The sequence below is a fragment of the Ascidiimonas meishanensis genome (genome assembly GCF_037782385.1).
Classification (GTDB): domain Bacteria; phylum Bacteroidota; class Bacteroidia; order Flavobacteriales; family Flavobacteriaceae; genus Ascidiimonas; species Ascidiimonas meishanensis.
Genome location: NZ_JBBEXD010000004.1, coordinates 539,409 through 562,479 on the forward strand (window position 1 = coordinate 539,409; position 23,071 = coordinate 562,479).

15 protein-coding genes are annotated in these 23,071 nt (G+C 34.4%); 12 read left to right on the forward strand and 3 right to left on the reverse strand.

The window, feature by feature from the left end; translation table 11 throughout:
• The first annotated feature begins 118 nt into the window (after positions 1-118).
• Complete coding sequence (locus tag WBG07_RS09980) at positions 119-520, forward strand: hypothetical protein (RefSeq protein ID WP_340200847.1); 402 nt, start codon at positions 119-121, stop codon at positions 518-520.
• Positions 513-3,785: a CHAT domain-containing protein gene (locus WBG07_RS09985; protein ID WP_340200849.1), complete on the forward strand. Its 3,273-nt coding sequence runs from the start codon at positions 513-515 to the stop codon at positions 3,783-3,785. Before WBG07_RS09980 ends, WBG07_RS09985 begins: the two co-directional genes overlap by 8 nt.
• On the opposite strand, the gene WBG07_RS09990 is transcribed toward WBG07_RS09985, so the two are convergent.
• Complete coding sequence (locus WBG07_RS09990; RefSeq protein ID WP_340200850.1) at positions 3,786-4,715, reverse strand: hypothetical protein; 930 nt, start codon at positions 4,713-4,715, stop codon at positions 3,786-3,788.
• A gap of 218 nt (positions 4,716-4,933) precedes the next feature.
• Between WBG07_RS09990 and WBG07_RS09995 the strand changes: the two genes are divergently transcribed.
• Positions 4,934-5,137: a hypothetical protein gene (locus WBG07_RS09995; RefSeq protein WP_340200851.1), complete on the forward strand. Its 204-nt coding sequence runs from the start codon at positions 4,934-4,936 to the stop codon at positions 5,135-5,137.
• A gap of 48 nt (positions 5,138-5,185) precedes the next feature.
• Here the strand turns inward: WBG07_RS09995 and WBG07_RS10000 are convergent, their stop codons facing one another.
• Together WBG07_RS10000 and WBG07_RS10005 are read right to left on the reverse strand one after the other, a co-directional pair.
• Positions 5,186-5,854 carry a response regulator transcription factor gene (locus WBG07_RS10000; protein WP_340200853.1) on the reverse strand — a complete coding sequence of 223 codons (669 nt, stop codon included), beginning with the start codon at positions 5,852-5,854 and terminating at the stop codon, positions 5,186-5,188.
• A 1-nt stretch (position 5,855) separates the two neighbouring features.
• A complete protein-coding gene (locus tag WBG07_RS10005; RefSeq protein ID WP_340200855.1) occupies positions 5,856-7,892 on the reverse strand; it encodes a tetratricopeptide repeat-containing sensor histidine kinase in 2,037 nt (678 codons plus the stop codon).
• Positions 7,893-8,107: 215 nt separating this feature from the next.
• Between WBG07_RS10005 and WBG07_RS10010 the strand changes: the two genes are divergently transcribed.
• The 9 genes from WBG07_RS10010 (at position 8,108) to WBG07_RS10050 (ending at position 23,055) form a co-directional block, all read left to right on the forward strand.
• On the forward strand, positions 8,108-8,656 hold the full coding sequence (locus tag WBG07_RS10010; RefSeq protein ID WP_340200856.1) for a hypothetical protein: 549 nt from the start codon (positions 8,108-8,110) through the stop codon (positions 8,654-8,656).
• An 18-nt stretch (positions 8,657-8,674) separates the two neighbouring features.
• Entirely contained in the window at positions 8,675-10,252 is a 1,578-nt protein-coding gene (locus tag WBG07_RS10015; RefSeq protein WP_340200857.1) for a M48 family metalloprotease, read from the forward strand.
• Between the two features lie 14 nt (positions 10,253-10,266).
• Positions 10,267-12,336: a vWA domain-containing protein gene (locus WBG07_RS10020; RefSeq protein WP_340200858.1), complete on the forward strand. Its 2,070-nt coding sequence runs from the start codon at positions 10,267-10,269 to the stop codon at positions 12,334-12,336.
• Between the two features lie 202 nt (positions 12,337-12,538).
• Positions 12,539-14,347, forward strand: a complete 1,809-nt coding sequence (locus tag WBG07_RS10025; protein WP_340200859.1) for a hypothetical protein — start codon at positions 12,539-12,541, stop codon at positions 14,345-14,347.
• Between the two features lie 22 nt (positions 14,348-14,369).
• Complete coding sequence (locus WBG07_RS10030; protein ID WP_340200861.1) at positions 14,370-16,109, forward strand: hypothetical protein; 1,740 nt, start codon at positions 14,370-14,372, stop codon at positions 16,107-16,109.
• 6 nt (positions 16,110-16,115) lie between these two features.
• The gene (locus WBG07_RS10035; RefSeq protein ID WP_340200863.1) at positions 16,116-16,805 is read left to right on the forward strand and encodes a hypothetical protein; all 690 of its coding nucleotides are present in this window, start codon (positions 16,116-16,118) and stop codon (positions 16,803-16,805) included.
• A 2-nt stretch (positions 16,806-16,807) separates the two neighbouring features.
• Entirely contained in the window at positions 16,808-18,787 is a 1,980-nt protein-coding gene (locus tag WBG07_RS10040; RefSeq protein ID WP_340200865.1) for a hypothetical protein, read from the forward strand.
• Between the two features lie 24 nt (positions 18,788-18,811).
• A complete protein-coding gene (locus WBG07_RS10045; RefSeq protein ID WP_340200867.1) occupies positions 18,812-20,884 on the forward strand; it encodes a hypothetical protein in 2,073 nt (690 codons plus the stop codon).
• Between the two features lie 11 nt (positions 20,885-20,895).
• On the forward strand, positions 20,896-23,055 hold the full coding sequence (locus tag WBG07_RS10050) for a hypothetical protein (RefSeq protein WP_340200869.1): 2,160 nt from the start codon (positions 20,896-20,898) through the stop codon (positions 23,053-23,055).
• The last annotated feature ends 16 nt before the right edge of the window (positions 23,056-23,071 follow it).

Below are 23,071 nucleotides of genomic sequence, written 5' to 3' on the forward strand. Positions count from 1 at the left end.
ATTCTTTTATTCAAGGAAGTTACTAAAAAATACAGTGAAATGTTCTAATTCATTGAATTTAAGGGAAAACCAGTACTATTCTTATGATCTTAAAATTAGTTTATTCTTATCTTTAAATATGGAAAAAACATCACATAATAGTACCACCAGTTTTTTGATTATCAGTGATTATCTAACTAAAGATGAAATTAAAAATTCACTGGAAAACGAAAAAACGAAAACAAACTTAATTTCTGGTGAAGGAGACACAAGAAATGATTTGAACCCAGTTGTAATTGCTGCAATAGTAAGTGCTATTTTAAGAGGTCCAGCTATTGCAAACCAAACTATTCATATGGTTCGTAATCTTCGTAAAAAAAACAAGCTTTCTAAACCAGAAGGATATATCATTGTGGAGACACCAAATTCAAAAACACGTATTTCATTTAATCTCTCAGATGAAGATTTTAAACGGAAACTTGAAGAGCTTTCAAAACTTTCAGAAATCCCTCAGATATTTATAACAAAACGAAATGACTAAAACATCTGAGTTTTTAACCTTTTACCATCTTTATTCAACCGGAGATTATAGAAGTTTCATTAAAGAGTTTGAGCTAATTAGAGAAAACGCTTCTGAAAATTTATCGTTCCTAGCGATAAAGGTTTATAACAATTCTGGAAATTGGAAAGAAGTTGAAAGAACGCTTTTACTTCTAAAAAAATCATCGGATACAAACACTCAAATAAGAGCTAGATTATCTAAAACATTCTATGAGTTTATCTCAAGTGGACTTCAACGTTCTTTAGCCATCCAAATGTTAAAAGAATCAGATATACTTTTAAAAGCTGATTCCCACGCATCATCAATTTTTCATATAAAGACATTTCAAACAAAGGTTAAACTTGCGCTTCTTACCACAGGTCTAATAGATGCTGATGAAAAAGAACTCATTTTAGAAGAAGGGATATCAACATATCAGAATTTCAAATCTCATTGTACCCCAGAAGATTCCATTGATTTTTTGAGAACATTGATAAATTCAAGAGCAAGCTCACCAATACCGGATATGAAAGGAGCACTTGATCTTATACATGAAATACTGCCAGAACTAAAAAAAACGTTAAAACCCATACAATATGTCTCAATTGAATTAAAAGAAATTGAACTGCGTTTAAAAACAACCTATGTACACGGAATTAATTTTCCCGAAAAACTTCCAGATTTCATAGAGGATTTAATCAAAGATCTCAAAGATCATGGGTATTTCCCGGCAGAAGCATCACTCTATGCCATTTATGGTAATCATTTACTAGGTTTAGAACTCATAGAAGGAATTAAATGGTTAGAAACCAGCATTCCTCTTTTATGGAAATTAGGACATGAGCAAGATGCCTATACCCATCAAAACAATGTGGCAAAATGGTTAGAAAACAGAGCACAAACAGAAACTCTAGCCAACTTTAATGCGAACATTAATTTGCCTTTTAAAAAACTAAAAACACCCCTTGAAAAAGAAGTAGAAACCCTCTATGAAGCGCATCAGTACTTTGCAAATGGAGATTATTACATAAGCGAGAAAGTTTTATCTGAAAGACTACAAGAAATTAGAACAGAGGCAAATAAGATTCATTTTCTAACACTTATAGTTAATAGCAGATCAAAGTTACAAATAGACAATCGGTCTCTTGTTAAAACAATTGATTCTTATATTGGTACCCTTAATGGGGTCAAGAAGTCTATCCTGATAGCTCAATTATATAATTTTAAAGCCCTCCTTGAAAATAATTTAACTGGTAAAAATCAAGCTATTACTATCAATATCTTTAAAGATCTTAAATCTAGAGAAGATGAAATTAAACAACGAATTAATAGGTTCACCAATACTGTTTTATTAAAACTTAAACAGAAAAAATCATTACTAGATGAGAATACCATTCAAGATCTGAAAAAATCAGATCTCATATTGAATACCGAATTCTGGATTCCCAACCGCAATACACTAAGAGGCAAAGTGTTTCAAGCATATGGAGAGGCTCTTTACAAAATGAATCTACTACAGGATGCCAATAAAAGTTTAGCCATTGCTTCTACACATTTTATAGAGGCGAATAACCTTTATGAGTTTGTAATGAATGAACACCGTGTTGGTCTTTTATTGCTAACGCAGGCCAGAAGTTCTCAAAATCTAGATTTGTATGAAAAAGCCCGAAATGTATTTTCCAAGGCTATTCCTATTCTGTCCTCCAGTAATCTTATTGAATTTATCAAGAGTTTTCAATTTATGATTACTTTATCCTATGCCGAACCTATAGTTCATAAATTAATATCAAAACATCTCAAAGAACAGTTTATCAAAAAAGCAAGTGAACTTTATATGGACACGTTAGAAACATACGAAACTATACTGGCTAAAAACAGTTTAGGTGAAAGCTCGGAAGTCTTAGAATCTATTATTTCATTAAAAAAAGATATGAATCAATTGATTGATTCTGGATTCCAGTTTTTTAGGGTCACAGAGCAATTACAAAAAGGAATCTATTGGTTAGAAAGAACCCGTGTTAAAGCATTAGTTTCGCTTATAGCAAATCATATTAAACCACCCAATAATCTTATAGAACACTCTCTTATTCAAAAGGAATTACGGTTATTAAAAATTTTACAAAAATCAATTACGATAAAGATTCAAAAGCAGGTAAAGAATGAGCTTGATGATGTATACAAACAAATGCTTAAGGATAGTGATACAACTTCTTATGCAAAGAGAAAACTTCTACAGGTTCCAGACTTTAACCTAATAAAAAAAGAGCTTAAGTATAATAATTCTCGGCTTAAAGAAAGAAAGCTTTTCTTTTTATACTTTCATATCCATGGAAATACTATTTATACCTTAGGTATTCATGCTGACTTAATAGAACCTTTAGTTGAAAAAATAAATATTTCAGGTTTTAAGCTCCAAGAAGATTTGGAGACTTTTAGGATGAAACTTGCTTCTTATAGCTATATCCCTTTTAATGATGAACTCTGGATAAAGTACAGTAAACTTATTGAACCCTTGCAAAAATGGACAGAACCAGAAGATATTATTTGTATTATCCCACATTCTTTTCTGCAGAATTTACCTTTACATGTACTTCACATCAATGGAGTTCCTTTAATAAAAAGAAATCCTGTATGTTATAATAATAGCCTAACTAGTTGGGAGTATCTCCAATCTAAAAATTCTCGAAAAAAAATTCTTGAAACAGCTTATGTTTTTGGAGATCCAGAAGAAAATTTACCAAAATCCCGTAAAGAAGCTGCTGAAATTGCAAACATATTAAAGGCTTATGAGTTTACAGGTAAAAAAGCGACTAAAGCCAAGTTCAAAAAAAGTTTGAAACAGGCTTCCATCATTCACTTTGCCGGTCATGGTCTTTTTGAATCTAATAACGGGTTTCAATCTGGAATACGATTTTATAAAGGCGAATTACTCACCGCTCATGAAATTATAAATCATCAAATAGAAGCATCTCTCATTGTTCTTGCCTCTTGTGATACTGCGTTGCAAAAAAACCATAAAGGTGATGAATTATCAGGGCTCACTACTGCTTTTTTGTCTGCAGGAAGCTCCTCTATACTATCTGGTTTATGGCCTGTGGATGACAGCGACTCTCAGGAATTTTTTGCTATATTTTATATAGAACTTGCCAAAGAAACTCCAAAAGTAATTGCATTACAAAAAGCGATGATCTCCTTAATGCAGAGACCTGGTAAATCTCATTTTTATCATTGGGGCATGTTTGCTTTAACTGGAAACTGGGAATAATTAGTTTTCCTTCAAGGGGTCTGAATCATCATTATTTGCATCGTCTTCCCCCTCCTTCTGATCTCCACTCATTATAAGAATTTCATCTGAATATTCTTCACTAAATACTCTGCTCAACTGTTTCTCAAATTTCTTAAATAAAGCATCTGAAAACCCTTGAGAATTATCTACACCTATAAACAAAAGTCCTAAACCCCCTAAGTACCTATTCAACCTAATAGCTTTTTCCAGTTTTTGATGTTGTATGCTTAATTCATTATGTAAGGTATCCCTATAAATGCTTTCCAGTTTTTCTTCACTCCAAATATTTAAATAACCTCCCAGTTCTTGAATCTGCTTTTCGGATAAAACTGATTTTATACCCTTTTCACTCAAAACATCTATTTTTCTTTCCAAAGATTCTATCAGCATTTCTATTTTTTCCAGTTTGTTATTGTCGTCTTTGCCATTCTCAGTTTTTTTGTGCTTCCTTATAATCTCATTAACCTGCTCTACATTGAAATTATATCGTTCTTCATCCTCTTTATTTAATGTATTTAGTTTACAGCTTTTAAACATTTCAAAGAAATCCTGTAACATACTTACATGAGTTCTTTTAAAACTTTTTACCTCTTCGCTAATATTATTTCTAAACGCTACACTTCTAAAATCTGCGATAGTATTATTCATCATAAAACGAGTAATCTTGTTTAGCTTGCCAGAGTCTAGGTTTTTAGGCTTGAATTCTTGAAATTTAAGAAGCCTGTCAATCACCCTATAGCTAATACCCCTATCCTTTTCATTATCAAGGAACTTAGGGTTCTCATTAATTTCTTTAGCTAAACTCTCCATTTCTGCAATAGTAATTTTACCTTTTTTCTTAAAGTAATTGGTTTTTAACCAATGTGCTAGAAAAAAAATCAAATAAACCTCTTCTTTAGTATGACTCATAAATAATTGATTTATAGTTATTTAAATTCCTGTCAAGACATGTCTTGACAACCTCATTTTTTAAAATCGCCCATCAACTTAAGTTTACATCAGATTTGAAGTTCATCCGGAACACAGAACTTCAAATTTAGTCTTGTACATGACGTGAAATTAATCTCTAACGCTCTGCATTCGGTTTGCTAGCAACCGGCCAAGGAGCAAATTAAAATCATGTCATTATGAAAAAAAATGCCAAATTAATTATTATTATCATTTTTTCGTTAGTCCTTTTTGCATCCTGCACAAATCAGGATGATGGTTACACATCTTATGCTTCTGAGCAAATAGCAACAGATCCCCCATCTGACCCGGAACCCATCGAAGATGAAGATGAGGATTTAGATCCCAATGGTATTGTTATCAAGGTATGTGAATTTCAATAACATTGTTTAATATGCATGCCTGGTTAACCGGGCATGCTTTTCCTTATTCTACAATTGTTTAAAAGGCGGCGTTGTTTTGTCATAATTCTCTCTATTTGCACTGCGATATTTTACATACATAGACACCAATTCATTCGAATTTTTTGCTTTTAACTTTGTGCAAAGATTTCTAATATGAGTTTCCACCGTTTTGGGCGAAATAAAAAGTTTAGTTCCTATCTCTTTTTGAATATATCCAGCGGACAGCATATTAATAACCTCTCTTTCCCTTTTTGAAATAGCTAAAAAACGTCCAATAGAAAGCATTTCTGCTATATTCTTATCTACATATGTTTTACCAGCCAAAACAGCATTCACGGCTGTAAATGTTTCTTCAACTCCTAGTTGTTTATCCAAATAAGCATTCACTTTAAATTGTTTTACTAAGGTTTCATAATGATCTATTTGTGCATGTTGTGTAAGAATCATTATTCTAATAGCAGGATATAGTTGTCTTACTTTCTTCGCTATGATAAATCCATCGTAATCCGCGTCATTGAAATTAAGATCCAAAATAATGATGTCAATCTTATGGGTTCTCAATTTATCCATAGCACTTGTATAACCATGGGAAATTTTGACTTTGGCAACCTTTTTATGTTGCTCTAACAATACTTGAAGCCCTTGAGAGAAAATGATAGAATCATCTACTATTAAAACTGTTATCTTTTGCTCCATACTATTTATTTTCTATTGGGAATGATAAATGTAACATAGTGCCCTTTTGAGATGATTTAATGATGCATTTACCATTTAATAGTTCTGCTCTTTGTTTCATGTTTAATACTCCTACACCTTCACTATTTTCTTTTTTAACACCAATACCATTATCTTCAATTTTCATATGGAAATAATTAAGATTGTCTACCATAAAACAAACTTCTACCTCTGTTGCTTTTGAATGCTTTTCAATATTATTCAAAGCCTCTAATAAAATACCATAAAAATTGGTTTGTGATTCTAGATCTAAATCGTTTAAAACAGCAGGAATCTCCGTTTCTAAATGAACAAAAACCTTCCGGTACATTTGAAATTCTGACAATTGGGAGTTAATAATAGTGGTAAGGGAATAGCGCTTAATTTTATCATCTAAAGGAGAAAGTCTGTGAGAAATCAAACGTATTTCAGAATTGACAGCTTTTATTTCATTTGCAATTCTATTTGACAAATTGCCTATATCTTTAGCATTTGGTAAAGCCAGAATTTTTAATCGTAAGCCATCAAAATTTGTAGTGATTATATCATGTAAATCTTTGCCTATACTTCTTTTTATAAATTCCTGCCCTTTAAAAATAGCATTCATTTTTTCTATTTTTTGCTTTTGTTTAAAAGTAATTTGACGTTGTCTCAATAAAAAATAACCAACTAGCAGCAACAACAATAAGAGACTCAAAATAAAAACCAGTAGTTTATTAAGTTTCAATTTAGCTTCTTGAGTATCAATGATTGCTTGTTTTTCTTGGTTTAAAAGAGAAAGTTGCAAATTCTCATTCTGGCGTTGTTTGCTCTCAAAACGTTCTTGAAGATTTTGAACTACTTCTGCTTGATCTTTAGAAAAAACAGACTTATACAAATCGCTATACTTTTTATGAAATTCATAGGCTTTTCTATAGTTATTTATTTTTAAATAATACGATGACTTTATTTCATAATAACGATAAATAGCTGTTCTAGAAGATATGTTTTTAATTAATTTATCTATGGAGTCTAAATAACGATAAGCCGTTTTAAGTTTATTTTTATCCAATGAAATCAATGCTAATTCATTGTAATTATTAACCATAGATAAAGAATCTTTAAAAGTTTTATGAATGGTAAGTGATTGATTGTAGTAAGTTGCTGCTGAGTCTTTTTGTTCATTCATATAATACGAAACTCCTAGATTATGAAAGCTTGTAGCAGTTGATTTACTATCTGTTCGCTTCAATGCTAAAGATTTTCTGTAATAAACAATTGCAGAATCAATCTGCTTTGCCTTTTTAAAAGCATTGGCAAGATTGTTATAACTCCTAGAAATACCTAAGGTATCTTGAATTTTTTGTCGTAAACCTAATGATTCATAATAAAACTGAAACGCCTTATTAGTATTTCCTAATTCATTATGTATACTAGCTATAGCATTACAGGTAGCTGCCAACTTCTTATAATTACCTGATTGACTAAATTTTTGATAGGCTTTTAACAAATAACCTAGAGAAGTTTGATATTTCTGCCTAGCCTTATAAATTCTTCCTGCATTCATAAAAACATTCCCAGCAGCTTCACCTGGGGCAGCTAAATCTTGTTCGTAAATAAGAACCGATTTGTCTAGGTAATACAAAACACTATCCTTTTGGTGTATCTTTCTTTTAATCAAGGCAATATTATGAAAACAGTCTGCTGCAACTAAGGAAATAGAATCCTGTTTAATACTTTTTTGATAATATCCTTCTGCTTCATTATAATTCTTTGTTTGATCTGCCAAAAACCCGAGCTTTTTGTAAATGAGGGCTATATTCTCCTTTTCCCCTCTATTTTTTGTAATAGACAGCGCTTCCTTGTAAATTTTTAGTGCGCGTTCATATTTTGACGTCAACAATAAAGAGTCTCCCTTTTCTACTAATATTTCTAAAGGAGACTTGTATTGGGCATTCAATATAGTTACAGTAAATAAGCAGAAAACTAAATAAAACAGTTGCCTTATACCGTTACCACTTTCTACTAAAGTGTTTTTCATTTTTCTAAGTTAGAAAATATCTCTTACCCATTTTTAGCAAAGTATCATAATTTAAGGAAAAATCCTGATTGCCATAGCGATATATAATAAATAATATTGAAAATCATTACATGTATCATAAAATTACGGATAACCATAGTTCAAAATTGTTGTAGTCCATTTCAGCATTTTATATCAGTACTTATAATCATTACTAACTCTAAAGAAACATAACAATGATAAAAAAACTCTTATTATTTCTTTTACTCATATTTCTAATGGGATGCAATTCCGATAAACTTTCAGATTCAAAAGCAAAATCAATAATTAACAGATGTCTTGAAAAGAATCCAGAACAACGTTTCGTAAACGTTAACCTTGGAGAAGTTACGTTTCGTGAAATCAACGACGAATTACTAAACAATTACAAAAAACTGGCTGATCAAGGTTTTATAGAACTCACACTTATTAAAGAGGTAATTAAAGGATGGAATAAACGAAAAATCTTTGAGGTTGCCTTAACAGCTAAAGCTATAGAATATGTACATCAAGCTCCAGAAAATGGAAGATTTGCTACCATAAATTCTTTCAAGTATGAGGTTGAAAAAATAATGGAAGTATATGAAATACCTTCAATGAATAAGGCAGAGGTAAAAGTAAACTTTCAAGCTTCTGATGTTACTCCTTTCGCAATTTTATCTACAAAAAATCCAAATCAGTTTTGGGTAAAAAAACTCGTATTCACTAAAACAAATAAAGGCTGGAAATACTGTGATGATATTTAATTATTAAAAACATGTAATATGAAAACGCAAACAACTAGTAGTGTCCAAAAACTCCCATTCTTACCACTCATTAACTTGCTTGCTTTTCTTTTAATATCTACAAATTCCTTTTCTCAAAAAGAAGAAGTATGGAAAGAAGCTACGATTTTTGAACTCAACCATCCAGAGAAATACATTGTAATTCTTTTTGATAATGAAGAGTTCAAATTATCCCTATCCGAAAACGTTACTTTCTTAAAAGAAAAAAAGAAATCCGTTTCAAGCACAGAAATTTTTCCGGGTACAACCGCTGCTATTTCTTTTGTCGTTGAAAACAGATCTAGAATAGTTACCAAAGTGTTGATAGATACCAAAGATGAAAGCGATGACACCTTTGAAGGAGTCTTTGAATCCCTAGAAGATGGTATCGCAGTAATAGACGGTCGTAAAGTGACCTTGCTTCCCAATACCTCCATTAAATGTAAAGGAGCCAAAGAGTGTAATTGTTCCAAAGGACGTAGCTTTTTAGGGTTTGAAGAACTTACTATGGGCAGCTTTTTAAAAGTTGAGGCTACAAAGGGTGAAAACGGAATTTATCAAGCAATAAAAATAGAAGTTTGTAAAAACAACTATACAAAGAATGACCAACAACTCATGGCGGTAGTAGCAAAAAGCTTTGATGCTTCTAATTTGAATAAAATCTCTATTATTCCAGGTAATATCTATGCACCTGCCAACGGGCTGCATAAAGGAAATATTAAAGTTGGAAATATTGATTATAAACTACTTGATGATATTAAGCTTCAGGGCTATATAAATTTGGTAGGCAACAGGGTTCTCCCAGAATATGCCAAAGAAGAAAGCTACGGAGAAAAACACAATATTTATTTTAGATTTTATGTAATTGATAATGAAGTTCCTAATGCAATGGCATTTCCAAACGGTATGATTTTTATTAATACTGGATTGCTTAAAATTATGGAAAACGAGGCACAATTAGCTACCGTTCTAGGGCATGAAATAGCACATATTACGCATGAACATGGTGCCAAAAGATTTAAGACAACCAAACTAACGGAAAGTGGGGTGGGAAAAAAAGGAATGAAATGGCTTAAGAATGCAGTGAAAAAGAAAACCAAAGTGAAGGAAGATGGCATTTTAGGAGCCGCTTTTGATAAAGCACTTGCTTATACTACCCCAAAAAATATCATGAATATGTTTGATAAAAAAAAGGAAACACAATCAGACCGGGTAGGATTATTTTATATGCATAGTAATGGATATGATGCTCGTGAAGCCGCAAAGTTCTGGCAAAATATGATGCTCTTAACAAAGAATGAATCTTTTATGAGTAGCGTGACCGCTTCAACTCTGGAAATGGTAAGTGCTATTGATACAAAGATTGAAGGGAAAGACTTCATTGGCAGTTTGGGTGAAAAGGGAGCAGCAGCTTTGGTTACCCAAGTATTAGAAACCATCTATACGTCGCATCCTAGATCTGTTAAAAGGTATGGAGATATAAATAAGTTATTGGCTACTACTTATAAGAATATAGATTTTGACCAGTATATGATTGGTAAAGAAGATTTTGAGAAATATATGACCCCTATTCGATAATGCATATACAGAAATTGAAATACTTATTTGCACTTATTTTTTCCGGATTAGGAATTTGCATCAACGCACAACCACATGCAGATTTGATTAAAAAGCTAAATAATCAATCTACTATACCTGTAGCATATTTTTCTAGATATCAGATTAAAATTAACAAGTTTCAAATAGATGGAAAAGATTATGATTATGGTTCTCTTAATATTCTAAGCGGTTTAACTCGCATCAATAAATTCCATCCTGCTGCTGTATTTCTTGTAGAAGCAGATAACTCCCAATTTGCATTACATTCTAAACGAGGAATTTTCATAAGACCTACAAATACCTACAAATTTATTATTAATGTAGACCCTAACGTTCATAACGTCATATTTGAAGGTTCTATTATGATTGTTTCCGAATCCGATCACTTAAACAGAAATAAATATAATAAAGTTGCTAAAGGCGTTCTTAAAAAATCACCTGACTCTGATTATTACGTTGATGAATGCGGAAAACACTGGAGGAAAATAAGTCAGGTTAAAAACCTTACACATAATATATCAAAAAACATAAAGTTTCTAAAATTAGCAGAAGGAGGTGGCGAATATGAAACCATTAGAGAAAAATTACAAGGAGAAAGTTGGAGCTCAGATGAATTTCATGGTCCTAATGTAACCACAGGTAAATATCGTGGAACCTATAATTTTGGAATCACGTCTAATATCCTTGCGCATACACATTTTGATCTTGAACCTCATCTTCCAATTGTATGGGGAGGGAACTATAATAATAGCCCAGAACAATTTTTATGTGGTAATAAGGCAAACAATACTACCCTCTTTCTAATTGATCGCTCGGGAAGCATGGCAAGTAAAGGCACCAGTGGGAAACCCAAAATTGAAGAAGCTAAACTAGCAGCGACTAATAGTATTAGATCCTTTAATAACCAAGATAACGCACTACAGGAAGTAGGAGTTCTTTCGTTTTCCGGAGGGTGCAGCAACACCCCCACGGCTTCACAAAAATTGGTATTCAATACTAATATGCAACAAGCGCAACAGCGTATTAATGCTATTAGAGCCCCTGGTGGTGGAACTCCATTAAGAGAGGCTGTTGATGAAGTTACCAGCAGACTCCGTAATTATGTCATTTCAAATGGAAGCAACACTCCTCCAAAACTTATTGTTTTAAGTGACGGAATTGCTTCCTGCCAGAAAATAAGACCCGCAGGAGTTTATGCTACTGGTAATTTCAATAGTTCTAATGAAACTTCTTATAGTAACTTTAATACTAATAAATCACTTCAATCTGAGATTCCAGTTATTGTTAAATATTATACTATTGGGTTTGCAATTAAAGCAGGTTCTGAGGCAGAAAGAGATTTGCAATATCTAGCAGAATCCTCTGGGGGTAAATATTTAAATGCCCAAAATGAATATGAACTTACCAGAGCTTTTCAAAAGTTTTATAGGGTCTATACTCCTAAAGAAATTCCTGCCCAAGAAAATCTAGATTCCCAATCCGCAGCACTATTCAAAAAAGGTGTTTTGCAAATCAAAGCAGAGAATTATGAATCTGGGTTATCAAGTTTCAAGACTTTTCATATTTCCACCCAAAAAGATTTCAATGCTGTATTCAATCTTGCTTTAATGTATGATGCTAATAACTATCATCTGGCAGCTATTAAAATGTATGAAAAATATTTAGTATTGCATATAAATGCACCAGATAAAGACTGGGTTTTGAAACAAATAGATTATTTAAAAAAAGATCGAGAAATCTATCTCAATTATATCCTACAAGTTCTCAAAAGCGATCTCTCCTATTTAGAACTACATTTTAAAAAAATCCAAAATGGAGAAAGCCTTGCTCTTGCGGAAGAATTTAAAGGTTTTATAAAAGAAAAAGGCAATTTTTATAAGGTGCTACCCTCACAACTTCAGCTTGCTAAGAAACAATTAGAAATAAATTGTAAAGAAATTTCAAGAGCTTTACGAAAATGCTCAAAGCTTATAAAGCAAGACAGCAAGAATTGGGACAAAAATGCAAGTCCTATTCTATCCATGACCTATTTGAATCTTGAAAGGTTAATAGAAAATTTCTAAACAAGTAATTATAACTATTCTTCTATTAAAGCTATTTAACATATACCTGTGTTAAGAGTATAAGGGTATATTCCCCCTTCTTTCCTAGGGGGTATTATCACCTATGCCTAATGAATTTTCACCTTTTAAATACCAGCTATACACCCTTGAAAACCATATAAATAGGTTGCAATTTTGACATTCAAATTAATATTGAACTGTCATGAAATCAGCTATCTACAAAACAACACTATTATTTTGTCTGTTATTAACTGGTGTATCTCTAAGTGCACAAGTAAACTATGATGAAGGGAGACTCACTATAAAAGGAGTTCAATTACTTCAAGACAGCAATAACCCTTCTGTTTATAGTTACATTCCGCAATTTCCAAGTCTTGCTACCAAAGAAGATGGCGATTTTGAACTTATGTGCATGAAATACATTGGCCAAGGAGGCAATGCAAGTGGTGGACTTTTTCACGCATTAATTCAATTTGATTTACCAGAAGACCTTTTAAAAGAAGTAGAAAAAGAACTAAAAGAATTAAAAGGTAATGCAACCATCGCTGGACCAGTACCTATGAAACAGGCAATGAAAGATGGCGAAGATGGCATTGCAAGTTTCAAAATTGTATCGTCTATCCTAAATAATGTAGATGGAGAAAATGCGTTTACTCAAAATGTAATTACTTCGGGGCATGCTCCACTTTACCGAAACTCCAGAGCTGCTATCGCAGCAAAATTAAGTCAGGAAGGCGCAACCCTGCTTTGGGAATCACTTCAAGGAAAAACATCTGATGTTTCTGTAGTAGTGAATGGTTTTTATGAAGCTAAAGTAAAAGGATACAATGCCACCGTTTCCGCAGAGATGTCTACTATTTATGAGCATTATAGTAAGGTTTATAGCAATCAAAAAGGATATACAAAAAGACAATTACGAAAGATTACAGATGAAATGGTACAGGATCAAAAACTAAACATTGATGTATTTGATCGCTCTGCCGGATTAGGTATTAAAACAGATGATATGTCTAGTATTCTTTCACTGGTTACGGATAAACTTATAGAATTAATGTTTGATGCAGAAATGGGATGGGCTAAACAACCCGAGAAAGAAACCGCCATAGAACAAGGGCAACTGTTAGGACGTAGAAAAAGAGGCTTTTTTAGTAAGATTTTTGGAGGCGCTCAAGATGAAAAATATGTGACCGATAATCAGTTTGTAATCAAAAAAAGAGAAGATATAAAAGTCAATAAGTTCTACCTCAACCTTAGTAAATCTACCACCATCAAAGTGCCGGTATACGCTTCTGGTAATATTAGTGGTCTCTATGAAGTTTTCAAAGAAAATCCAGAAAGCAAAGAGAAATACTTTAGAGTAGTAGATCTTGAAGATATTGATTTTTTAAAGCGGGAAATTATCTTTCAGTTAGACGGTGGTTATGTAGATTCATTTGGTGATATTTTAAACTCCGTAAGCGTTAGTTTTAAGAAAAGTTACGGCGAAGACCATAATGATGTAACCAGAGATTTAGTCATTAAAAGAGGAGATCTTGAAAAAGGATTAGACTATAGAAATGTCTTTTATCCAAGGTTAGGAATAAAAGGATCAGATTGGCTTGACTATGAATATAAGCTAAGCTGGAATCTTAAAGGAGATAATAAAACCATTGAAATTCCAAAAGGTGCTGGATGGATAAAATCTAATGATGCTGCCATTGCGCTTACCCCTCCTTTTACAAAAAGAACAGTTCAAATTGATGCAGACAGAACGTTATTTACAGATGCGGGAATTCATGCTTGCTCCATAAGTTTCTATACCATTATAAATGGAAAACCTAAACCACAGAAGACAGTCATTCTACGTAAAACAGATGCAGAAAACACCAATACGGTTAATCTGTACCATGATAGGGATGAGCCTGTTGCTTACCAACTAAGCTGGCATGGCACTAATGGTTCTAACACTATGCCTGCTGCAGAATTGGAGAGCAACTTTCTTTTCTTAATGCCACCTAGTGAACAAGAATAACACACATAAAAAGCTGGAAAACATGAAAAATCTAAAAAAATTAAGCATTCTAATGCTCTTATTTATGATAGCTTTCAACAGCTGGTCACAGTCTATCTTAATTGACCGTGGTGTGAATGCAGACGGACTCTGGTGTTTCCCTGTTCATAAAAAAGAAAACACCTATCTATATCTTCCTGAGAGAGCCAGACTCTCTTTAAGTAATGATAGCATCCCGGAATTTTCTTATATGCGATATATTCTGGAAAAGCCTACTGAAGAATCGGCAAAGACCATAACCGAAGCAGATGGTGGAGGAATTTTAAATTTTTTAGTGCTTTACGATACGCCAAAAGAAGCCATTAGCAATGCGGAAAGATTCCTAAAAAAAACATTAGATAATGACTCTATAAAAATAAGAGGGCCTGTAGTTTTCAATAGCGGTAAATACACATTGGTTTCTTCCATACTCAATCCAAAAACTGGAAACAACCAACCTCAAATATTGGTAACCGGAGAAGCTCCAGTAATTGAAAACAGTAAAATTCCACTCTCCTTTGATGTAGACCCTGTAAGATCTAAACTACTACTGGAAAGCTTTAAGATGGCCACACCAGATGTTTCTTTAATTTTTGAATTATCATTTTCCGGACTTACCGAAAATTATGAAGCAGAACTGGAAATAGATTGGTCTGAAGTGAAAAAAAGTCATGCTTTTAATGCTGGAGGGAGTATCTATTTTGTAGGTGCGCAAGTAGAATTAGGATTTGATAAACTGAGGAAAGATCAGGCTATTAAATTTACCAGTACAGGTAGTGATGCTTCTATGGAAAGTCTGGTAGAAACAGTATATACCAAACTATTAGAACTCATGTTTGCACCCACCCCGCTTGAACAGGTGCCAGACGAACACAGAGGAGGACTCGAAGATGCGCTAAGTTCATTAATTGGTCAGCAAGGTGCTTTAGGAAGCCAGAACACTACTGGTTTTGGAATCAATGTAGGATATCAATACAAAGAACATCGCACTACGGGTAAAAGCATTATGCAATTTAATGGTCGTAGCCTGGTCAATAGAAATCACTACATCACATTTAACGCCGGAAATCTTTACAAGAAATACGGAAACAATAAAGAAATCTTTAAAGATGTGCCCTTATGGGATCCTGCTTTTCAACAACGTGATGTATATGTAGGTATAGATGGCAATATAGAGCGTGAGTTTGACAAGATGTTAAACAGCGTAACGGTTAAATTGAGTAAGAAACATGAAAATGGAGCAGAAACCTTAAAAGAAGTTTTACTAACAAAAGACACCTATCAAGCTACCGATGGAAGAATTTCCATGAAATACCTGAATCAGGAAGATTCTGATAGAAAAGGATGGCTTTCTTATGATTACCAGACCATTTGGAAATTTATCGGCGGAGGCACTTACAGTGAAGAATGGCAAACCGAAGACGCTTCCATGATTAACTTATACACGCCTTTTCAAAGGAGAAAAATTGAACTTTCGGGGGATCTAAACAGACTTCAAAGTCAAAATGTAAGAGCTATCTCAATAAGGATTAACTACGACTTTTTTGGAGAACAAAAATCTAAAAATTTAACTCTTTATCCTTCGGATAACATCAATGAAAAATATTTTGAAATCACCCTTCCAAAGGGAATGGAAGAAGTTTCATATACCATTACATGGTTTCAAAAAGACAGTGAGCCCATACAATTAAAAGGTATAGATAAATACGGACTCATCTTTATAGATGAAATACCCACTTCTTAGAAAAATATGATACAGCTAATTAAAATAGGGCTAATTATAGTACTGAGTTTTTGGATGAATCCTTTCAATGCTCAGGTACTGGAAATGGAAAATATACAACAGTTCATACTTGCTGATGGCACCCATATTAAGATTGCAAAAAAGAGAAGCGGATTTGATGAAACAGAAGAAGCTTATTACTACCTCCCAGCTAAGATTGATTTTTCAAAATCGAAACAAGGAGCTCCTGAATTTTCATTTCTTGCCTATAAACAAGGAGGAGAAATTACCGGAGGCATTCTTCATTTTCTAGTACAATGGGGCTTAGACAAGAATCAACTTTATGAAGCAGACTCTTTATTAAAAGCGAAACAAGGCACAAAAGCTATTCTTATGGGAGCAGTAATGCCAGAAGCCTCTGTTCCAGCAAAGAACATAAGAGTTGAAGGAAATTTGCAGATGGCTCAAATACTCAATAACTCGAAGTCAACTAAGGGAAAGGTGACTCTTTTACCTCATTCCAAAATGGCGTCTTCTTTTCATTTAAGTAGAGCGGATGCTATCAGTTTTCAAAAATTGCTTTCAGATAATAACAATTTGAAAAATACATTTTTAGTATTTGACTTTCAGTTAAAGTTTAAAGAAGCTAACAAAACAGGAATTACCATAACACCATATATCATCAAAGAAAATTTTAAAGAATTACTAAATCAATAATCATGAAAACAATCATCAAAACAGTTTTATTAAACGCAATGCTGTGTTTCTTATTCCTGACTCCCTTTGAGGGTTTCTCTCAGGTAGTAGACAGCGAAAACAAGCTTAGTCTCACCTTAAGTGATGGAACACAAGTGATCCTTTTTGGGCAGGCAAGAAGCTTATCCGATAGAAAATCTAAAAATTATTTTCACCTTCCAGTATCTTTAAGATTGGGGGTTAAAAAAGATCAAAAAACGCCAGAGTTTTTATTTTTAAAGTATATCACTGAAGAAAAAGAAGCAGATGGTGGTATTGGCGGAGCATTATTACACATGCTTATGGAATGGGGCTTAACTCCGGCACAGCAAAAAGAAGTAGAACGCATTCTCGCAAATGGTGAGCAAGGCGCCCCTAAAAAAAGTGTCCTTAAAGGAGCGTTAGATGTAAAACCAGACGGAGATAAATCATTACGAATTATCTCTGCTACCCTAAGTGATGATACATTAGCACCTTCTGTAGTACAATCATTAAATGCACCTGTAATTCCAGGAGCCAAGGTGGCTGTTGCTTCTAATCTAAGTGCCAACGGTGCCCAGTTAATGGCTGCAACCTTTGAAAAAACCAGATCTATTACAGATCTCTCTATAGAAATGAGTTTTAAATATACTACTCGTGTCCCTGCCGCAAAAGGTAGAGTTATCGTAAACTGGAGTGAAATTCAAAGTCATTTTGAGCGCGACTATGCTAAATACAAAGAAGTAAGAGGAAAGAAAAGTAGAGGTGGTATTTTCGGTGGAGCTATAGATGCAGTATTCGGAAAGAAAACTGAAGTCAAAAGCAGATCTTATGATGAGGTTCGTACGGTTATTGACTACATGGTAGAAAAAGAATATATAAAAGTAGATTTTGATGAAAACATCGCTGATGAGAGAGTTACCAAAATACGGGAAGCTTTCTTTGATTTCTTTTTACAAAAAATGACTGAATCATCAGATTCAGATATTCTCACTCCACCTACAGAAAAGGAAAAAGCGGCAATGCCAAACATTAAATATGGTAAAAAATACACCTACAACCGAACCTTTTTTGAGTCTAGCTTCAAGAAAAAAACTGAAACCTACTATCTCAACTACCGTCTTGCTGTTGAAAAACCTTTTACGCTAACAGCGAATCTTGCCAGTTGGTATGATCAAGTAAAAGACAACAAAAAATGTGTAGGATCTGTATTTCTAAATGATCCATTCTTTCAGCATAGAGACATCAACCTAATTCTGGATTTAGAAGCTAAGGAAATGTTTGATAAGGAAGTGAATTTTGTAACGGTGAATGTACGTAAAAAACGTAGTTCTGGGAACGATTTCAATGATGCGAGAACTATAGACTCTGAATACGTTAAAAATAATGGTTTAAAAGCAAGTATTACCTATGCCAGAGGAGAAGATAGAAATTCAGATGTATATCAATACAAAACACAATGGAGTTTAAGAGGCGGTAATGTTTTTCCAGAAAACCCTTCATGGATTAAAGGAGATTGGCAAGGGGTTACCCTAGAACCGCCTATTGTTCCTAGAACCATCGAATTTGAATCGGATCTTGAAGAGTTAGAAGCATTAGGAATTGTAAGAGCAACTTTGCAGATGCGCTATTACAAATTTGGAAATGAAGTAGAAACAAACATTCCAATGACGGTTTCTAAGGGAGAACCCTTGGTTGAAAAGATGATTTTTACAGATCGTGATTCTAATGGGTATGCTTATAGATTAGTACTTACCCATAAAGAAAAAGGAAAATTAGCGCTGGATTGGGATTCAAAAATAAATGATGACTATATCTATGCTTCCATTCCACAAGAACTTAAAGATGATGATCCTGATTATTTGAACCTCATCATCAAAGCAGGTCAAGAAATTCTAAAGCCTGGTGCAGACGGAAAAGTGAGTAAAGCGGGAGAAATACTGGATAAATTCAAAGATGTTGTAAAGGTTGTTACTACAGACTAATCTCGATAAATCAAAACAAAAAAGATGAAAACTATATATACATATTTTCTAGTATGGGCATGCATTTCATTGCTCACTATAACTAAAAGCAATGCGCAACGAGATTTTGCCATGCAGATCACGGTAGATAAACCTGTAGAGGCAGGAAACCTAGTATTATTTCCCGGAGTAAAAGACAAAGATTCTTATTGGTATATGTCTAAATCTGTGAGGTTAGCAGAAAATGAAGATGGTACACCAAAGGTTAACTTCATGAAGTATGTTTACAATGAAGATAATGATACCGATGAAGGTATAGGAGGTGGTATTCTTCATGTCGTTTTTGGTTATGGAGCTACAGATGCACAAATTGCAGAAGCACGAACCGCCCTCAGAAGAGTAAATGGAAAAGGGAAACTGGTAGGTCCTGTTATTTTTAAAGGAGGAACCGTAACAGTTTCTGTGCCTGATGTTGACGACCCTGAAAAGCAAGAAGTAGTTGCAGTAGCACCAGCTCCCACCATACAGGGAGCTAACGTGGCTATAAACTTACAATTGAGTAAACGTTCAGCTTCACTTGTTTGGGAATCTTTAGATACAGCAAACCCACTCGTTGCCTTTAATTTTAATATGGAATTGGCAGGTTATAATTCTCCTTTAGAAGCCAAAATCACCATTAACAGAGAACAGATAAGCAATCATAGAAGAATGCAGGCAGGGGTTGCAACCCCTTGGTTAGCAGCAGAAGTAGGGAGTTTCTTTGATGAAATGATTGATAATGGTGCTATTGAAATTGAAAAAATAGGTGAAAATTTTGAAATGCAGGAAGCAATTGATAGAGCGGTAGAAATGGCTACTCAGGAATTTTTTACTCCGCTAGGCAGTTCTGAAGGACCTAACCTTTCACAACTCGCAGGTCTTAATGGGCAAGAACCTTCTTTTCTTGATCGCGCTTCTGGATTACTGAATACTTCACGTCAAGACGCACGTTCCGAAAATGAGCGTATCCGAACCAGAAATGAGGCAGCCAGAAGCAGAGCAGAAAGAGAAAATAGAGAAATAAGAGCTTCTAATGAAAGAGAACGGGCAAGAACAGAACGTATTAATGCAGAAGGTAGAGCAAGAGCAGAACGTGAACGCGCGGAAACAGAAACTACAGAAGAAAATCCAAGAGAAGAAGTTACAGATAGTACGGCTACAACTACAGTTACACCAACCTCTGCTGGTATTACGCCTGAAAATGTAACTAGAGATGTCTACACTCCAGTTGAAGCTACAGAACGAGACGAGGTAGAACCAGAACTAACTGAAGAAGAAAGTGTTCCTTCCATAGCAATCGTAGCTTCCTACGTACAAAGAGAAATACGCGTATCTGGTAAAAAAGTAATCTCTTTTAAAGAAACCTACCCTACCACTATTCCACAACCGTTTGGAGGGAATCTGGGAATTAGCCGAAGAGATTGCCCTTCCTGCTTCAAGGAAGTAAATCTAGACGATCCTGTATTTAAGCAACGCCAATTACTCGCCGTTATAGATGGTTTAAATCAGGAAAATTTTGCTGAGTTTATCAATTATGCTTCTCTTCAAATAAAGAAAAAGCATGCTTCAGGTGAGCTTACTTTTGACGAAGTAAGAGTAACCCGTAAAAATTTCAACGAGGAAGGGAATCTCTTTTCGCTTTTATATGGATGGAAAGGAGATAACGATAGATCTAAATGGTTAGATTATGAATATAAAATAGGTTGGAGCTTCTTTGGTGGTAATGAAGTAGAAACCGAATGGGCTCCAACTAATAAAAACACTATAAACTTAAGTCCTCCACTACAGCAAAAAGTAATTACGCTGGAAGCAGAAAGAGATTTATTAGAAGAAGCGGGGGTGCGTTCCATTGATGTCAAAATCATCTACAATTTAGGTGGTGGCGAAGACCAACAAAAACAATTTACAGTCAACACTTCAAAAGATATATTAAACGGACAAGTTGCTATTATGCTTCCAAAAAATCAACAGGAATACGATTATGAAGTTACCTGGAGGTTATGGGGAGGAAATGAAGTAAAGTCTGGCCGTAAAACTACCTCTTTTCAAGTACTTCAAATAGACGAATTACCTAACTAAAAAATCCAGTCATGAAAACATATAAATATTGGACTGTATTGCTATTGGGGCTAATTTTCACCATTAATTCCTATAGTCAGTCCTCAGATATAGAAACCATTAAAAGCTTATTGAGCTTTACTTATTTTCCAGATCCAACACAAGATTCAAGATTTGCTATTAAAAATGAAGAAGTTAGTAATAATCAACTCAATGGCAGATTCTGGACAGATTCCGGAATTGATGAATTACAAGATTTTGTAAAAGCCATTTTACAAGATAGAGCTCATGGTGGAGACCCTACACTTCAAAATTATGTAGCTCAGGTATTAAAATTAAATAATCGTAGAATTCTGATTTATTTATGGAATGATTCCAGCAGCAGACAGCGTTCGCAATATGCACATGGTAACAAACCTTGTGTAAGTGATTATGACCGTTCTGAAAGTGGTGTTAATAATAGAGTCTGGCCATGTGCCCGATATCTTTCTACGGCAGAAGATGCTAACTGGGGTGGTTATGTTCACGTGGGGCAGTACTACGGACAAGACAAAGGTCTCAGACAACTTAAGGCAACGTTTATTCATGAGTTTATGCATACGCAAGACCCAGTGAGCGCACTTAATAACCGCTTTAGAGTTAATAATCATTTATACCGATATGGTGCAGATGGAACCCATTTTTTTACTGAGGCATTACCTAATAAACGAGCCGCCTACAAAGAAGCAGTTGCAAATGTAATGAGCCTTATGTTTAATGGCAGTGGACTCAACTATTACCTCACTTGGTATGCAAATAATGGAGATCTATTGGTAGAGCGGGAAACACCCAGTGGTTTCTTCCGATTCTTTAGAGAGTATCTGGGCTATTCAGATAATGTATGGCTGTACGATCAGATAAAGGAGGAAATAGGGGCTGGAACGCCAGACTCTATAGTAAGAGGCTATGATGCATACCCCGTTAGATCACTTCCCGCAAAATTTATTGTTCATAATGAAACCGTTACGGCTATGGCATTGGCACTTACCTCGCTTCATGTTAGAGATATTGATCCTTTTATGTATGCTGTAAAAAAAGTAAATACATCCATTGTAAGCAATCAACAAAGAGATCCCGTAGCATTAATTGTCAATAAGATGGCATTAGGATTAACCTCTAGAGGTGATTCCATGACAGCCATTAAAGAGCAGCTGGAAAGCACAGGAGTGCAAGAACAGCCTTATTATGTGGTATTACCTCTTGCTTACTTCGATTTTTTTACGGGCTATGCAGCAACTTCAAAAAATGAATTTAATGCGCTATTTAATAATCAATTGGATGCAACGCTTTTAAATATTTATTGGACTTATTTTAAAGACAGAGTCCGAACCGTTTCTATTCCACCAATTCCAAATTCAAGCGGTACAACCAGATCACAACAATCCAGAATTTGGGATAATTTAACTGATGTTTCCGTTAAATGTGGAGTAAATCAAAGTATGATGGAGGGTGTAGAAGATTTTAACTTTGAGCCACCTTCTTCAGGACCTTCAAGTCCATCATCAGCTCCCACCGCACCCGCAGCTGCAACTACAGATGAGAGCACAGAAACAGGTCCTGCCACCAGTGATGGTCCATGCCAAAACTGGCCATCATTTGGCACGGAATCTTCTGTTACTGCAAATGGAGTTACGGTACCTGTTTTTAATGCTACAGAAGCTCATAAAACTAATATTCAGCAAACACTGTCTAGACTACCTGCGGCACATATTAGAGCAATTCCAAGAATCATTATAGTTTCTAATGATGGTCCGAATCATTTTTTAAGTCACCCAGAACGCGGGGGTGCTTCTTGGAGATGTTCTCCAGCAGACAGAAATAGTGAATGGATCAAATTATCAACGTATTCATTATCTGAACCTAGAAACCGCAGAATAAACTATACGCTATTACATGAAACAGGACATTTTATAGATCGTGATTTTCAAGTAGGAGCAGGTCATACCGAAGCGGCAAACAGATACATTAGAGAAACAAACTACCGTGGGCATACCCAAGGTGCTGGTGAGGCAATTGCGCAAGGCTATATGTATTACTTTGCTACCACAACCGCAAGTCAAAGAACACCAAGAGTAAGAGAAAGACTCCCAAGATATCTAATTGATATTCTTGAGAATAGTACTGCATGGAGTGATAGCAGTAGTTGGGAATAACCCCCTATAATAATCC

Coding starts and splice junctions, on each gene's coding strand:
- WBG07_RS09980 (WP_340200847.1), top strand. CDS start 119: ATGGAAAAAACATCACATAATAGTACCACCAGTTTTTTGATTATCAGT.
- WBG07_RS09985 (WP_340200849.1), top strand. CDS start 513: ATGACTAAAACATCTGAGTTTTTAACCTTTTACCATCTTTATTCAACC.
- WBG07_RS09990 (WP_340200850.1), bottom strand. CDS start 4,715: ATGAGTCATACTAAAGAAGAGGTTTATTTGATTTTTTTTCTAGCACAT.
- WBG07_RS09995 (WP_340200851.1), top strand. CDS start 4,934: ATGAAAAAAAATGCCAAATTAATTATTATTATCATTTTTTCGTTAGTC.
- WBG07_RS10000 (WP_340200853.1), bottom strand. CDS start 5,854: ATGGAGCAAAAGATAACAGTTTTAATAGTAGATGATTCTATCATTTTC.
- WBG07_RS10005 (WP_340200855.1), bottom strand. CDS start 7,892: ATGAAAAACACTTTAGTAGAAAGTGGTAACGGTATAAGGCAACTGTTT.
- WBG07_RS10010 (WP_340200856.1), top strand. CDS start 8,108: ATGATAAAAAAACTCTTATTATTTCTTTTACTCATATTTCTAATGGGA.
- WBG07_RS10015 (WP_340200857.1), top strand. CDS start 8,675: ATGAAAACGCAAACAACTAGTAGTGTCCAAAAACTCCCATTCTTACCA.
- WBG07_RS10025 (WP_340200859.1), top strand. CDS start 12,539: ATGAAATCAGCTATCTACAAAACAACACTATTATTTTGTCTGTTATTA.
- WBG07_RS10030 (WP_340200861.1), top strand. CDS start 14,370: ATGAAAAATCTAAAAAAATTAAGCATTCTAATGCTCTTATTTATGATA.
- WBG07_RS10035 (WP_340200863.1), top strand. CDS start 16,116: ATGATACAGCTAATTAAAATAGGGCTAATTATAGTACTGAGTTTTTGG.
- WBG07_RS10040 (WP_340200865.1), top strand. CDS start 16,808: ATGAAAACAATCATCAAAACAGTTTTATTAAACGCAATGCTGTGTTTC.
- WBG07_RS10045 (WP_340200867.1), top strand. CDS start 18,812: ATGAAAACTATATATACATATTTTCTAGTATGGGCATGCATTTCATTG.
- WBG07_RS10050 (WP_340200869.1), top strand. CDS start 20,896: ATGAAAACATATAAATATTGGACTGTATTGCTATTGGGGCTAATTTTC.